We start from the raw sequence: 16,407 nt of genomic DNA, 5'->3' as shown, positions 1-16,407 counted from the left end.
AACCAATTTGTTTATAAAATTATTAATAATTATGTAAATCCCACCATATATATAGGGTGAGGAGGGATTTACAATGCAGTGGGTTAATGGTAATAAAAAGGCTAAAAAGAAAAAGCATATTAGTATAGGATATATAATATTGTTAGTTCTTATGATTATATTTGCAATAAGAGCAGTAAAGGTTGTAAATAGTTATAGTGAGCGTGGTGGACTAGCATATGTGCAGTTACTTAATTATTCAATGCCAGTTGTTGAAACACAAATATATGATAGTACAGCATATAGGGAAAATAAAGTAAGTTTAAAAAGAGTTATAGTAGAAGCGTTAGGTCTTAATAATATATCTACATATGGAATAGTTGGAAGTGAAGTTTCATTTTTTAAAGAAATATCTAACCATACTGGTGATTCGGGGGCCAAGGCTAAATCTACTTTTAGTTTCTTTGAACCATATGTGATGAAAGAAGAAAGTATAGCTAGAGTTACTGAAGAGGAGAAAGCTGAATTAGAAAAAACAAGTGAGGCATATAATCCTTCTCTAAAAAAGACATTAGATGCATCAAATGTAGAAATATTAATTTATCATACCCATACGCATGAGGGATATGCTGAAGCAGGATCAGATACAGAACAAGAAGATTTTAGTGTTGTAGGAGTAGGTGATGTATTAGCACAAGAGTTGCAGGAGGGATATGGTATTTCAGTTATTCATGATAAGACTATACATGATACTAGTCCATATGATCAGTCATATTATAGATCAGAACCTACAGTTCAAAGTTATATAAATCAATTTCCTAATTTAAAGTTAATTATAGATTTGCATAGAAATAGTGGACCTAGTAAAGAAGCAACAACAACAGTAATAAATGATCAAAGTTTAGCAAGATTATTATTTGTTACATCAAAAAATTCACCTAATTATTCACAAATGATGGAAGCAGTAAATGGAATGATTTCTATTTCTGAAGAACTTTTCCCAGGATTAATGGGAGATGGAAAAGATGGTACGGGATTATATGAATATAATCATGGCTCTAACACATTTAATCAAAAATTGAGTCCGGCATGTATATTAACAGAATTTGGAACTGATCTTAATACTGCACAAGAAGCTAAATTGAGTGCAAAATATCTAGCTAGAGTTATTGCAGAGTATTTAAATAAATAGTAAATAGTTGAATAAAAAAAATAAAATTGAGCATCCTTATAGCTAAGTACTAGGGGGTGCTTTTTATGTTTAAATTGATAAAAAAATATTTTGTACCATTAGTAGCGGTTATTTTATTGATAATAGGATTTGTTAAAATAAATATTGTAAATACTGAATCATTATCACCATTAGGAACTACTGATGATAACTTTAAAGTTGTTAGTACGGAATTTGGTGAAGACTTTCAAGAGTTTATAATGGATAAGAGTCCTGTGAAAATTTATGTTGGTGAAAAAAATGATGGCCTTGCTACAGTTAAGGTGTATGATAAGTCAATTAATTTAACTAATAATAATTTTCTTATTAATTCAATAAAGACTTTAGGAAGTTATATTAGTAATACTTGTTCAAGTTTAAAGGATAAAATAATTAAAATTACAAAAACTAAAAATGAAAATATAAAAAATGAAGATAATAATAAGAGCGAATTTGATAAAAGTGTAGATGAATTTATAAAAAATAATAGTAATTAGTGTGTAGTAATGAAGGATAATATCATTTCAATGCTATTATCCTTGACACTTACTCTATACTCTATGTTATAATTTAGCTTGATTTAACAATATGGGGGTGAAGAAGCTGCTAATTTTATAGCAGTTAAGATATATGCAAAGTAATAGACAATCAAAGATTAGAAACTTTTCAATAGTAGCACATATAGACCACGGTAAGTCAACCCTAGCGGATAGATTATTAGAAATTACAGGGACTCTTACTCAAAGAGAAATGGAAGAACAAGTTCTTGATAATATGGAAATCGAAAAGGAAAGGGGTATTACAATTAAGTCTCAAGCAGCAAGACTTATTTATAGACGTGCTGATGGCGAAGAATATATATTAAACTTAATTGATACACCAGGACACGTAGACTTTACATATGAGGTTTCAAGAAGTTTAGCTGCTTGTGAAGGTGCAGTGTTAGTAGTAGATGCAACACAAGGAATTCAAGCACAAACATTAGCAAACTGCTATTTAGCATTAGATAATGATTTAGAAATTGCACCAGTAATAAATAAGGTTGACTTAGCATCAGCTAGACCTGATGAAGTTAAGCAAGAAATTGAAGATGTTATAGGGATAGAAGCAGAAGATGCACCTATGATATCAGCAAAAACTGGATTAAATGTTGAGCAAGTTTTAGAAACAATAGTAGAAAAGGTACCAGCACCTTCAGGAGATGAAGAAGCTCCATTAAAAGCATTAATATTTGACTCTTATTATGATAGCTATAAAGGTGTAGTTTGTTATGTAAGAATTAAAGATGGTGTTGTAAAACCAGGAACAAAAATAAAGCTTATGGCAACTAATAAGATTTATGATGTAACTGAAGTAGGAGTATTTACTCCAAAGTTCTTACCAATTAGTGAACTTAGAGCTGGAGATGTTGGATATATAACAGCATCTATTAAAAATGTTGCTGATGCTAGAGTTGGTGATACTATAACTGAGGCAGATAGACCTACAGCAGAGCCATTGCCAGGATATAAAAAGGCTATACCTATGGTTTATTCAGGTATTTATCCAGTTGATGGTGCTAAATATGATGAGTTAAAAGAAGCATTAGAAAAATTACAAATTAATGATGCAGCTTTAGATTTTGAACCAGAAACATCTATAGCTTTAGGATTTGGTTTTAGATGTGGATTCTTAGGATTACTTCATATGGAAATAATTCAAGAAAGAATTGAAAGAGAGTTTAATTTAGATATTATAACAACAGCTCCTTCCGTTGTTTATAAGGTAACTAAAACAGATGGAGAAGTTTTAGACTTAACTAATCCAACAAACTTACCAGAACCAACAGAAATTGATTATATGGAAGAGCCAGTTGTTAAAGCATCTATTATTTCACCAACTGATTACGTTGGAGCAATAATGGATTTATGTCAAGAGAGAAGAGGAACGTTCATAGATATGGAATATCTAGAAACTACAAGAGTTTGTATTAACTATGATATGCCATTAAATGAAATAGTATATGATTTCTTTGATACATTAAAATCAAGAACAAGAGGTTATGCTTCATTTGACTACGAATTCAAAGGATATACAAAAACAGAGCTTGTTAAGCTTGATATATTATTAAATGGAGATATAGTTGATGCTTTATCAATGATAGTTCCAAAAGAAAGAGCTTATCATAAAGGAAGAGGAATTGCAGAAAAACTTAAGGAAATTATTCCAAGACAAATGTTTGAGGTTCCAATTCAAGCAGCAGTAGGATCTAAAGTAATAGCTAGAGAAACAGTTAAAGCTATGAGAAAAGACGTACTTGCTAAATGTTATGGTGGAGATATTTCAAGAAAGAAGAAGCTTCTTGAAAAGCAAAAAGAAGGTAAGAAGAGAATGAGACAAGTGGGATCTGTAGAAGTACCACAAGAAGCATTCATGGCTGTTCTTAAAGTAGATTAATAAAGGAAAAGACATTGCAGTTGCAATGTCTTTTTTGTTAAATAATAAGTATGAGTTAATAATCAGGAAGTAAGAATTTTTGAAAAAATAAGATTAGTATAAAATAATAAATATATTTTAGAAACTTTATAATGAGTTTTAAATATAACTTGCTACTTGTCACTTGAAATTAAATAACTTGGAGGATGAAATAATGAAAGAAATTAGTTTATATGTACATATACCATTTTGTAAGCAAAGGTGTTTTTATTGTGATTTCCCTACATTTGCAGGAAAAGAACAATATAGAGAGGAGTATGTAAATGCATTAATTAAGGAAATAGATGAAAAATGCTCGGATTATGTAATTAAAACTATTTTTATTGGCGGAGGAACACCATCTCATTTAGAAACTGAAGAATTAAAGAAATTATTAAAAGCTATAAATAAATTAAAATTTAAGGATAATATTGAGTATTCAATGGAATGCAATCCAGGAACATTATCAAAAGAAAAATTGTTGGTAATGAAAGAAAACGGAGTAAATAGAATAAGTTTTGGATTACAATCATGTAATGATAAATTACTTAAACAAATTGGTCGTATTCATACATTTAGTGAATTTTTAGAAAACTATAATCTTGCTAGAGAAATTGGATTTAATAATATTAATGTGGATTTAATGTATGGATTGCCAAATTTAACGATAGAATTATGGAAAGATACATTAAATCAAATATGTAAGTTAAAGCCAGAACATATTTCAGCGTATAGTTTAATAATAGAAGAGGGAACAGCTTTTTATAAAATGTATGAAAATAATAAGTTGAATCTTCCAGCAGAAGATGAAGAAAGAATTATGGATAAATTAACTAAGAATATATTAAAAGAAAATGGATACCATCAATATGAAATTTCTAATTATGCATTAAATGGAATGGAATGTGAACATAATAAGGTTTATTGGTCTTTAGAAGATTATATTGGAGTTGGATGTGCAAGTAGTTCATATATAAATGGAATAAGAAAAGTAAATGAAAGTAGTATTAGTAAGTATATAAAAAAAATAAAGCAAAATGAGAATGTTGTTGTAGAAGAACATATTAATTCTATAGAAGATGAAATTGAGGAATTTATTTTCATGGGATTAAGAATGTTAAAAGGTATAGATTTAGTAAAGTTTAAGAAAAAATTTGGTGCAAATATTGGGAGTATATATAGCAAAGCCATTGAGAAGAATATAAAAGATGGTTTATTAATTTTAAATAATAATAATATGTTTTTAACTACAAAAGGAATAGAAGTATCTAATTATGTAATGTCTGACTTTATATTAGATAAGTAAAAAATAAAACACTAAGAAAAGAGGAGTATTATAGAGATGGAAAGAGATATTCAAGAAAAAACTAAATTATATAAAAAAATAGTTGAAAATTTGAAGAAATATGAAATTGACAAAAAAAACAAATAAGAATATATTGATAATGTAGTCATTAGCACTCGAGTTAAATGAGTGCTAACAATAGGGGTGATGAAATGGCTATTGATGAAAGAAAAATTAAAATACTTCAAGCCATTATTAATGACTATATAGTAACAGGAGAACCTGTTGGATCAAGAACAATAGCTAAGAAGTATGATTTAGGTGTAGGATCTGCAACCATCAGAAATGAAATGGCGGATTTAGAAGAAATGGGTTATTTAGAGCAACCTCATACATCAGCAGGAAGAATACCTTCTAGTAAGGGATATAGGTTATATGTTGATAAGTTAATGGAAACACCAAAGCTTAGTAAAGATGAAGAGCTTAGAATTAAAGAATATTTAATTAATTCAGCTATGCATGAAGTTGATACAATATTAAAAGAAGCTTGTGTTTTATTATCAGAGTTAACAAATTTAACTTGTATAGTTCAAACACCTTCTATGAAGAGAAGTTATATAAGATCACTACAATTAATAAGAATAGATGATTCTAATTTAATTGCTGTAATAGTAACTGATAGTGGTGTTATTAAAAATCATAGAATTAAAGTAAATAATGTACCAAGTAATGAAGAACTTATTAGAATAAATGAGGTATTAAATTCAAAGCTTAAGAATTTGACAATAGAAGCTATAAATTTAGAAGTCATTAATGAACTTAAGAATGAACTAGTAGGATTCGATGATTTATTTAATGCAATGCTTCCAGCTTTATATGATAGTTTAAATAATAATTCAAAGTCAGATTTGGTAGTTGAGGGAACAACCAACCTTTTCAATTATCCAGAGTATAATGATATTGAAAAGGCAAAGGAAGTACTTCAATTAATAAGTAATAAGGATTGTGTTATAGAACTATTAGAGAATAGTGGAGATATATCAATAAAAATTGGTGATGAAAATTATATTCCGGAAGCTAAGGAGTGTTCAGTAATTACAGCAGAATATTCTTTAGGAGGAAGACCTATTGGAAGTATTGGGCTGATTGGTCCACAAAGAATAAATTATTCAAAGGTAGTTACTATAATGGCTCAAGTTATAAAAGAGTTAAACAAAAGTCTTAAAGACCAAGAGTATTGATTAAAATGAGAAGAGGTGTAAAGATGGAAGAAAATAAAGATATAAAAGATGAAGATATAATCGTTGAAAATGAACCAGTTATAGAAGATACAGATAATGTAGATAAAGCTGAAGCTGCAGAAGCTGAGGAAATCGTAGAAGAATATAGTGAAAATGATGATTTATCTTTAATAAGAAAAATGAAAGATGAAAATAAAAAACTTTCTAATGAAGTAGAAGCTTTAAAAGAAAGATTACTTAGATTAACTGCTGAGTATGACAATTATAGAAAAAGAACGGCTAAGGAAAAGGAAGGAATATATACAGATGCTTGTACAGATGTATTAAAGGAAATGCTTCCTGTAGCTGATAATTTAGAAAGAGCTTTAGCAGTAGATGGAAATGTAGAAGATCTTAAAAAAGGCGTTGAGATGACAATAAAAGGATTCTTAAACTCTTTAGAAAAATTAGGTGTTGAAGAAATTGATACAACTAATGGTTTTGATCCAAATTTACATCAAGCAATTTCAGTTGTTGAAGATGCAAATTTATCAAGTAATGATGTAGCTCAAGTATATCAAAAAGGATATAAGAGAGGCGATAAAGTAATCAGATATTCAATGGTTACTGTAGCAAAATAGTAATTAAGTAAATTTACAATATAGATATGTAAAATTCAAGGAGGAAATATATTATGGGAAAAATAATAGGTATTGATTTAGGTACAACAAATTCATGTGTAGCTGTTATGGAAGGTGGAGAACCAGTAGTTATCACTAACTCAGAAGGTGCTAGAACTACTCCATCAGTAGTTTCATTCCAAGCTAATGGTGAAAGATTAGTAGGACAAATTGCTAAAAGACAAGCAATTACAAACCCAGAACACACAATAATTTCAATAAAGAGAGAAATGGGAACAGATCATAAAACTAAAATTGATGATAAAACTTACTCACCACAAGAAATATCAGCAATGATACTTCAAAAGATTAAAGCTGATGCAGAAGCATACTTAGGTGAAACTGTATCTCAAGCTGTTATCACAGTTCCAGCTTACTTTAATGATGCTGAAAGACAAGCGACTAAAGATGCTGGTAGAATAGCAGGATTAGAAGTATTAAGAATAATAAACGAACCAACAGCTGCTTCATTAGCTTACGGATTAGATAAGACTGATCACAGCGAAAAGATATTTGTTTATGACTTAGGTGGAGGTACATTCGACGTATCTATCCTTGAATTAGGTGATGGGGTATTCGAAGTATTATCTACAAATGGAGATACTCACCTAGGTGGAGATGACTTTGACCAAAAGATTATTGATTATATAGCAAATGATTTTAAATCACAATATGGAATTGACTTAAGAAATGATAAGAGTGCAGTTCAAAGATTAAAAGAAGCTGCAGAAAAGGCTAAGATTGAATTATCTTCATCAATGCAAACAAATATCAACTTACCATTCATTACTGCTGATGCTACAGGTCCAAAGCATATTGATATGAACTTAACTAGAGCTAAATTCAATGAATTAACTCATGATTTAGTTCAAAGATCAATTGAACCAATGAAGAAAGCATTATCAGATGCAGGTTTAACAATTGGTCAAATTGATAAAGTAATCTTAGTTGGTGGATCAACAAGAATACCAGCTGTTCAAGAAGCTGTTAAGAACTTTACAGGAAAAGAACCTTCAAAGGGAGTTAACCCAGATGAATGTGTAGCTATGGGTGCTGCAATTCAAGCAGGTGTATTAACTGGTGAAGTTAAAGATGTATTATTATTAGATGTTACTCCATTAACATTAGGTATTGAAACTTTAGGAGGAGTTGCAACTCCATTAATTGAAAGAAATACAACTATACCAGCTAAGAAGAGTCAAATATTCTCAACAGCTGCAGATGGTCAAACATCAGTTGAAATTCACGTTGTTCAAGGTGAAAGACAAATGGCAACTGACAACAAGACTTTAGGAAGATTTACTTTATCAGGAATAGCTCCAGCTCCAAGAGGAATTCCTCAAATCGAAGTTACATTTGATATAGATGCTAATGGTATTGTTAAAGTATCTGCTATGGATAAGGGAACTGGTAAGGAAGCAAATATTACAATTACTGCATCAACTAACCTTTCAGATGAAGAAGTAGAAAAGGCAGTAAAAGAAGCAGAAAGATTTGCTGAAGAAGATAAGAAGAGAAAAGAATCAATCGAAACTAAGAACAATGCAGACCAATTAGTTTATCAAACTGAAAAGCAATTAGAAGAACTTGGTGACAAGATTTCTGCTGATGATAAGGCTAAAATTACAGCTAAATTAGATGCATTAAAAGCTGTTAAAGATGGAGAAGATTTAGAAGCTATTAAGAAAGCTACTGAAGAATTAACTCAAGAGTTCTATGCTATATCATCTAAGATGTATGCAGATGCACAAGGTGCAGCAGGAGCTCAAGGTGCAGGATTTGATCCAAACAACATGGGTGGAGCAAATGCTAACCAAGGTCCAGCTCATGATGACAATGTTGTAGATGCTGATTTCGAAGTTAAAGATGAAAAATAATAAATAATAAATAATTAGATAGGGAAGACAATAGTCGTCTTCCCTTTTTAAAAGTTAAAGTGTTTACGAAAAAAGTTTTAAGTGATAATATAGACTAATGTAAATATAAATAAGGTGGTGACGTTATAGATGGCAAATAAAGACTATTATGCTGTGCTTGGACTTGAAAAAGGTGCAAGTGATGATGAGATAAAAAAAGCCTTTAGAAAGCTAGCTATTAAATATCATCCTGATAAGAATCAAGGGAATAAGGAAGCAGAAGAAAAATTTAAAGATATAAATGAAGCATATCAAGTGCTTTCTGATCCAGAAAAGAAAGCAAGATATGATCAATATGGTACTGCAGACTTTGATGGAAGTGGATTTGGTTCAGGTGGTTTTGGTGGATTTGACTTCTCTGATATGGGAGGTTTTGGAGATATATTTGAAAGTTTCTTTGGTGGAGGCGGTGGCTCTTCAAGAAGAAGAAATGGACCTATGAAAGGTTCTGATATAGAATATACTTTAAATCTAACATTTGAAGAAGCTATCTTTGGAGTTGAAAAAGAAATTACAATTAACAGAAATGAAAATTGTGAATCTTGTAGAGGAACAGGTGCTCAACCTGGAACTTCGCCAAAGACATGTCCAACTTGTAATGGAAGCGGTCAAGTAAGGATGCAAAGACAAAGTCCTCTTGGAAGCTTTGTAACAACTTCTACATGTGATAGATGTGGTGGTAAAGGAACAATTGTTGAAACACCATGTTCAAGCTGTAGCGGAAGAGGAAAAGTTAGAAAGACTAGAAAAATAAAGATTAATGTTCCTGCAGGTGTAGATACTGGTAATGTTATGCCACTTAGAGGACAAGGGGAACATGGTTCTAATGATGGGCCTCCAGGAGATTTATATATTAGAATAAATGTGGCTAAATCGAAACAATTTGATAGAAGAGGAAATGACATATATATTGAAACTCATATATCAATGGGTAGAGCTACATTAGGTGCAGAAATTACTGTTCCTACGGTTGATGGAGAAGTTAAATATACTATTCCAGCAGGTACTCAATCAGGAACAATGTTTAGATTAAAAGGAAAAGGAGTTCCTAAGGTTCATTCATCAGTAAGAGGAGATCAATATGTTAAAGTAGTTGTTGATATTCCTAAGAACTTAAATTCAAAGCAAAAAGAAGCTTTAGAAGCATTCATGGAAGCTTGTGGAGAAAGTATAGATGGAGAAATAGTGCATAAAAAAGGCCTAAAGGATCTATTTAATAAGAAATAAAAAAGATGTTGCAATGTGCAACATCTTTTTTATTTTACAAATTCATTTAATATTTTAATAGCTTCTTCCGTTCTTTCAGAGCTAATAGCAACTGTTAATATAGTATTCTCTGGAAAGCTGATATTATCTAAAAGATTAAGCTTGTCTACTTTTAATCCATAAATATGCTCATTGCCATCAGAATCTTTAGATCTAACTAAATCATCTTTACTAAAGCTTAGTGAGTTAAATCCATCTAAAGTAGTTAAATCTGCTAGCATATTGTTAGAAGTAAAGTAATTGAAATAGTTTTCATTTAAGAAAAGTAAATCAATTTCATTTGCAGCTAGTTTAACAGCAAATGCTTGTGTAGTGGTAGGGTCATCGCCATAATTAGAATTTGGGTCTATAGTCATTGAATCAATAAAAATAGAGGTTTTTTTATTATCATCTAAAAGCTTTTCATTTAATGTATCTTTTAATTCTGTTAATTGAGATGTATCCATATTAGAACTAAGATAAGTTAAATTGCAATAAGTATCTTGTTTTGTATACATTGAATATCCTATGTAACATACGATTATTATTGCGGCTATAGTACCGAAGATAGGAAGTTTGTAATAATCAAATATAAATTCTAGTTTTTTCTTTCCTTTTAATGTATTGTATTTTTCTTTTGTAGATATTTCTGAATCTAATCTAGGTTTGATTTTTTTATCATTCATTGTTATTCTCCTTTTATATACCATATTATATTTATTTTAAGAAAAAAATACAAAAAAAGCAATTGATATAAATCTTAAAAATTGGTAAACATTAAGAAAGATAATGCTAATCATTAAATAATAAAATAGTTAAATAATAGAAATGTATTGTAATTAATAATATAATTAAATTGTTAATATTAATTCATCAAATAAGGAATATTAAAAAAGAGTAGTAATAATTATGAGGTGATAAGATGAAAGATATAAAAAAAGTGCTTTTACCGGAAATTGAAGAGTTTAGAAAAGTCGGTCATAAGTTTGTAAATGGAGAAATATCTGTAATGGATTTTAAAGGTCAATCAGGCGGTATGGGTGTATATGCTCATCGTGGTGGAAAAGAATTTATGATTAGACTTAGAATACCATCAGGGATAATTACTATGCCTCAATTTAAATTAATATGTGATTGGGCAGATAAATATAAATTAGGAGGATTACATTTTACTACGCGTCAAGCTATTCAATATCATGGTATTTCAATTGATGATGTATGTAATTTAATGAATGATGCATTAGAAAATGATATATATACAAGAGGTGCAGGTGGGAATTTCCCAAGAAATGTTGCGTTATCTCCATTGTCTGGAGTAGATAAGGATGAAGCATTTGATCCTACTCCATATGCTTTAGCAACTGGTGAATATTTTATGGAAAGAATAACTACTTACAAATTACCTAGAAAGCTTAAAGTATCTTTTTCAAATGGTTCAAGTGATACAGCACATTGTACAATACAAGATTTAGGTTTCTTAGCTGTTAGGAAAGATGGAAAAGATTATTTTAGAGTGTATTTAGGAGGCGGTCTTGGAAGAAATCCTAAGGTTGCATTATTATATCCTGAATTAATTGAACCATCTGAAGTTTTAAATTATGTAGAAGCAATGGTTAGATTATTTAAAGCTGAAGGAAATTATGAAAATAAAGCTAAAGCTCGTATAAGATATATTGTTGACAAATTAGGGGAAGAAGGTTTTATTTCTGAATATAAAAAATATGTAGATGAAGTAAAATCAGAGTGTAATTATAAGGTTGATTGTAAGGCTACAGAATATAATAAAGCTGGAATAAAAACTAATATCTCAAATAGTAGATTAGTAGAACAAAAGCAATGTGGTTTATACAGTGTATATGTACATCCAGTAGGCGGACAAATTAAAGTAAATGACTTAAAGGCGATATATGAAACTTTAAGTAAATTTGATAATCCAGAAATAAGACTATCAATGACTGAAGGTGTGTATTTTAGAAATTTAAATGGAAAAGAAGCAGAAGAGTTATTAGAGTTAACTAAACATATTGGAGGTTCAAATGATTTTGAATATAGTGTTTCATGTATAGGGGTACCTACATGTCAAATAGGTATAGCTGAAAGCCAAGCTGCTTTAAGTGAAGTACTATCTTATGTTAAAGAAAAAATTTCTAATACGGATTTATTACCTAAACTACATTTTTCAGGATGTGGAAACTCTTGTGGGGTTCACCAAATTAGTGAAATAGGATTCACTGGTAAAAAGAAAAGAATCAATGATGTTGTACAAGAAGCTTATGAAATTTATGTAAATGGAAACTGTGTAGAAGGAGAAACAAGACTTGGTAAAGCTTATGGTGATATAGCTAGAAAAGATATACCAATGTTCATTTGTGAGCTAGGTAATAAATTAAATGAAGCTAATATAGCATTTGGTGATTATATAAATAGCAATGAAGATGAATTTAAAGCTTTAGTAGAAAAATATAATTGCTAATCAATATTTTAAGTATAAATTTATAAATTGAATTATAATATTGAGATGAGTGCTTAGCTTTATATCAAGGTTATAATTCATTGTCTAGAGGCTAGTATATTCTTAACTTTAACATAAATATATATAAATTAATTAATAATGTTTGGCCATTAGATAAGATATTATGTTTAAAATCTACAATATATCTATTAATAATAGATATATTGTGGATTTTTATTTTAAATAATATAATGTCATAAAGTTGTGATAAGTAATTTAGTTGAAATAAAAGAAATTATCTGTATAATTAATCTATGAACTTAATGAATGATTTGGAGTGAACATAATTATGAGAATGAGAAGAAAGCCTTGGGCAAGACCAGAATTAGAAGGATGTAATTTTTTTATACAAAAGCCAAGTGAATATAAAGGAAGATGGAAAGAGTTTTTTAAAAATGATAACCCAATTTATATGGAGTTAGGTTGTGGAAAAGGAACATTTATGGCAGTTCATGGTTCACAAAATCCAGATATTAATTATATAACAGTTGATATAAAGGATGAAGTTTTAGTTTTAGCTAAAAGAAATATTGAAGCAGCTTATGAAAAGGTAGGACATGAAATTAATAATGTGGCCTTAATGTCTCAGGAAATATTATTAATAGATGAAATGTTAGATGAAAAAGATATAATAGAAAGAATATACATAAACTTCTGTAATCCATGGCCAAAGGATAGACATAAGAAAAGAAGATTAACACATACAAGACAGCTAGAAAAGTATAAGAAGTTTTTAAAACATGGAGCAGAAATTTGGTTTAAAACAGATGATGATGAATTATTTGAAGAATCACTTGAATACTTTAAAGAATCAAATTTAGAAATTAAATATATTACATATGATTTACATTCTAGTGGATTTGAAGGAAATGTTACTACTGAACATGAAGAAATGTTTACAGCTCAAGGTATAAAAACTAAGTTTTTAATAGCAGAATACAAATAAAAAATACTCAAAGGTTTTAGTGCTGTGAAATACTAAAATCTTTGAGTATTTTTGTTAAAGAAAATTAAATAGTTTAATCAGAAAGTTTTAATTATTAAAAGAGGTGAAGGTGTTTTTTTATTTATATTTCTTACTAATCAATTTATCTAAGTAGATAGACTTAAATTGTTTACTTGCAAGGGCTTGCTTTATTGGATTAGCATTTAAAATAGTTGATAAAACAGAGGCCATAAATCTATGACTGGCAAAAGCTTGATTATCAAAAATTAAATTTTGAAGATTTCCTTTTTCAATAGCTTGAATAATAACTCGGTGAGTAGTGTTTGCGGGAGTTAATATTCTTTGTGATCTAGTCTTTAGTTTTATTGCTTTAGTAGGACAATTTCGAACACATACACCGCAACCTAAACAGATACTTTCATCAATACTTGCTTTTTTGTTTTTTAATGATATTACTTCAATTGGACATATTTTAGTACATTTGCCACAACCAATACAAGCATCATTGTTAACGTATGGAAGGAAGTTAGTAGTTGCTATTGGGTGTAAAGCACCATATTTTTTTACAGCCTTTAAACCTTCGCAACAACAGCAACAACAATTACACAAAAAGCAAATTTCATTTCTAACATTTTCTCCACATTGAACTAAATTATTTTCATAACACATATTTAAAATATCTATACATTCTGATGAATCAATTTTCCTTCCATAACCATTTTTTATTAATGAATAAGCTGTTGAATCAAATGTTAAACAAGTGTCCATAGGCTTACTACAATCTTTACCTAAGTGATGCATTTTATGCCTACAATAACACATGCTTAAAGAAATATGTTTTGCATTTTTTATTAAATAGGTGGCACGTTCGTAATCTAAAATATATAGTGAGTTTTCAGGAGTTGGTGTTGAAGCTATGGTTTCTGGTAAAATATCTTCTGATATAAGAACTCGACCAAATCTAGTTTCTGTTCCTAGAAATAAATCTTTAATAAAATCTTCTTCTACATTGAGATATTGATAAAAGAGTTTAGACAGTAATTTTTGATCAATATCACCACGGACTCTCATAAGTGCAAATTCGAAAAAACCTGCCATTGGAGGTGGAATTACAAATTTTCTTTCACCATTATATTCCGTATCTAAAATTAAAGCCTTACTAGCCAAAGATTCAAGCATAAATTCAGCCTCTGAAAGGGATACATTCCAAATTTTACTTGCCATGGAAATATTGAAAGGTCTAATTGGAAGTTTAGCTACTAGTGCAGCTTCTTCTTCAGTATATAAAACACTTAAGATTTTATAAAGTGTTTCAGAGGGTGGAACACCTTGAGGGAATTTGTTTAATCTATCTTCTAAAGATTTAAAGGCTTCTTTAGCAACTATATGTGACAAATTAATAACCTCCTAACTTAATAATTATTATAAAATTTTACCATAATATAAATAAAACTGTAACTATTAGGTATATAAAAAGATTAAATTGAAAAATATATATAAGTAATAAAAAATTAAATGTATTTAATTTATAACAACTTTATTATCAGTTAAGTATATGTAAACGAAAGTATTTTTTTATAAATAAAATAATTAAATGGAGATACTAATTATATATTAATATTTATTAGAAAAATTTATTGAAAAGATATCTAGGGGTTTTGAATTAAATATTTATTATGTGTATACTTATGCAGTTATATGTTTTTTTTTTTGTAAATAATAAGAGTTGGTGGTAAATTATGATATATTATATTATTATGATAGTTTTTTCACCTTTTACAGCTATTATACCAGCTGTATTTGCTGTGAATTTATTGATTAAAGGAAAGATAAAAGTAGAAATGAATTATTGGAATATAGGGTTGTTCTGTTTGTTTATATATTCTATGGTTAGTGGAATAGTAAATAAAAGTATTTTATCTTTTATAGCATCATTTGGTTTCTTATTGTATTTTGCATTATGTATATTTGCTCAGAATTATTTTGTTAAAGTAAGTAGAATTAATACAGTATTAAAAACAACGGTATATTTGAGCACTATTGCTGCTATAGGAGGCATTATAGAAAAAATAGCATTTACATTAGTTGGAATGCCAGAACATAGGATTTTTAGTTCCTTTGGAAATCCTAATATGACAGGTGCATGGTTTGGTAATATAATTTTAATAATATTTTATCTTAAAGGTACAAAAAAGGATAAAAGTGAAGGGGTAACTTATAATATTATAATTGTTTTAATAGTGATAGCATTGATGTTAACGGAATCATCAGGTGCTTTTATAGCATTAGTAGGTGGAATATTTATATATTACTTGATGAAGGAAAAAAAAGATTTTAAAGGATTAATTGCTATTTCTATAACAGTAAGTATATTGGCAATTTTATTTATGACAGTTCAGAATAAAGTTGCAAAAACAACGCCTATAGGAGAAATTGTAACATCATTTAATTCAAGGGTTGGAATATGGAAAGGTGCAATTCAGATGTTTTTAGTAAAACCAATTTTAGGGTGGGGTTTGCTTGGAACATTTGAACATGGATCAAATTTTATTTTTAAAGATGATCCTACTTTACAAAATAAAATTATTTCATTTTTAATTCATCCACATAATTTATGGCTTGCTTTTTTAGTTGGTGTAGGTGTAGTAGGATTAGGAATTTATTTATATGTGAAACTAAATTTATATAGAGATATGATAAAATTATATAAGCAGCATAATAAGTTGTTACCGTTAATTGCATCTATAAATGCTATGGTAATTATTCAAGGAATTGTTGATTGTACATTATATGCACCACAGTTAGGGATAATATTTGTATGTACAGGAGCAATTACGTATAATATGGCTAATGATAAAATGATAAGAAAAGCTAGGTTCATAAAAAGTAAGAAAAGTAATAAAGATATTGTTGCTTGAAAAGGATAAATAGTGGATAACTATAAATAAATAAATAATTCA

General features: G+C 28.9%; 13 protein-coding genes. 11 read left to right on the top strand and 2 right to left on the bottom strand.

Translation table 11 applies throughout. The features are described 5' to 3' along the window. The first annotated feature begins 73 nt into the window (after window positions 1-73). The 8 genes from TY07_RS05465 (at window position 74) to dnaJ (ending at window position 9,971) form a co-directional block, all read left to right on the top strand. Entirely contained in the window at window positions 74-1,171 is a 1,098-nt protein-coding gene (locus TY07_RS05465; RefSeq protein WP_042396427.1) for a stage II sporulation protein P, read from the top strand. Window positions 1,172-1,236: 65 nt separating this feature from the next. Beyond that, complete coding sequence (locus TY07_RS05460; protein WP_042396425.1) at window positions 1,237-1,686, top strand: hypothetical protein; 450 nt, start codon at window positions 1,237-1,239, stop codon at window positions 1,684-1,686. Between the two features lie 133 nt (window positions 1,687-1,819). After that, window positions 1,820-3,625: a translation elongation factor 4 gene (gene lepA / locus TY07_RS05455; protein ID WP_042396423.1), complete on the top strand. Its 1,806-nt coding sequence runs from the start codon at window positions 1,820-1,822 to the stop codon at window positions 3,623-3,625. 193 nt (window positions 3,626-3,818) lie between these two features. Next, complete coding sequence (hemW, locus tag TY07_RS05450) at window positions 3,819-4,949, top strand: radical SAM family heme chaperone HemW (RefSeq protein WP_042396418.1); 1,131 nt, start codon at window positions 3,819-3,821, stop codon at window positions 4,947-4,949. 191 nt (window positions 4,950-5,140) lie between these two features. Further along, the gene (gene hrcA / locus TY07_RS05445) at window positions 5,141-6,169 is read left to right on the top strand and encodes a heat-inducible transcriptional repressor HrcA (protein WP_042396416.1); all 1,029 of its coding nucleotides are present in this window, start codon (window positions 5,141-5,143) and stop codon (window positions 6,167-6,169) included. Window positions 6,170-6,192: 23 nt separating this feature from the next. Further along, on the top strand, window positions 6,193-6,789 hold the full coding sequence (gene grpE, locus TY07_RS05440) for a nucleotide exchange factor GrpE (RefSeq protein ID WP_042396414.1): 597 nt from the start codon (window positions 6,193-6,195) through the stop codon (window positions 6,787-6,789). Window positions 6,790-6,842: 53 nt separating this feature from the next. Further along, complete coding sequence (gene dnaK, locus TY07_RS05435) at window positions 6,843-8,705, top strand: molecular chaperone DnaK (protein WP_042396412.1); 1,863 nt, start codon at window positions 6,843-6,845, stop codon at window positions 8,703-8,705. A 129-nt stretch (window positions 8,706-8,834) separates the two neighbouring features. Beyond that, window positions 8,835-9,971 carry a molecular chaperone DnaJ gene (gene dnaJ, locus TY07_RS05430; RefSeq protein WP_042396410.1) on the top strand — a complete coding sequence of 379 codons (1,137 nt, stop codon included), beginning with the start codon at window positions 8,835-8,837 and terminating at the stop codon, window positions 9,969-9,971. Between the two features lie 29 nt (window positions 9,972-10,000). Here dnaJ and TY07_RS05425 read toward each other — a convergent pair whose 3' ends face one another. Beyond that, window positions 10,001-10,675, bottom strand: coding sequence for a hypothetical protein (locus TY07_RS05425; RefSeq protein WP_042396409.1), 675 nt, complete (start codon window positions 10,673-10,675; stop codon window positions 10,001-10,003). A gap of 236 nt (window positions 10,676-10,911) precedes the next feature. Between TY07_RS05425 and TY07_RS05420 the strand changes: the two genes are divergently transcribed. Both TY07_RS05420 and trmB read left to right on the top strand, forming a co-directional pair. Then, window positions 10,912-12,462: a nitrite/sulfite reductase gene (locus TY07_RS05420; protein WP_042396407.1), complete on the top strand. Its 1,551-nt coding sequence runs from the start codon at window positions 10,912-10,914 to the stop codon at window positions 12,460-12,462. A gap of 328 nt (window positions 12,463-12,790) precedes the next feature. Then, complete coding sequence (gene trmB / locus TY07_RS05415) at window positions 12,791-13,447, top strand: tRNA (guanosine(46)-N7)-methyltransferase TrmB (protein ID WP_042396405.1); 657 nt, start codon at window positions 12,791-12,793, stop codon at window positions 13,445-13,447. 117 nt (window positions 13,448-13,564) lie between these two features. Here trmB and TY07_RS05410 read toward each other — a convergent pair whose 3' ends face one another. Next, a complete protein-coding gene (locus TY07_RS05410; protein WP_042396403.1) occupies window positions 13,565-14,842 on the bottom strand; it encodes a 4Fe-4S dicluster domain-containing protein in 1,278 nt (425 codons plus the stop codon). A 344-nt stretch (window positions 14,843-15,186) separates the two neighbouring features. Between TY07_RS05410 and TY07_RS05405 the strand changes: the two genes are divergently transcribed. Further along, complete coding sequence (locus tag TY07_RS05405; protein WP_042396401.1) at window positions 15,187-16,365, top strand: O-antigen ligase family protein; 1,179 nt, start codon at window positions 15,187-15,189, stop codon at window positions 16,363-16,365. The last annotated feature ends 42 nt before the right edge of the window (window positions 16,366-16,407 follow it).

Origin of the sequence: Clostridium saudiense (assembly GCF_000577815.1) — a bacterium.
Classification (GTDB): domain Bacteria; phylum Bacillota; class Clostridia; order Clostridiales; family Clostridiaceae; genus Clostridium; species Clostridium saudiense.
This window is presented reverse-complemented; position numbering and strand designations above follow the sequence as displayed.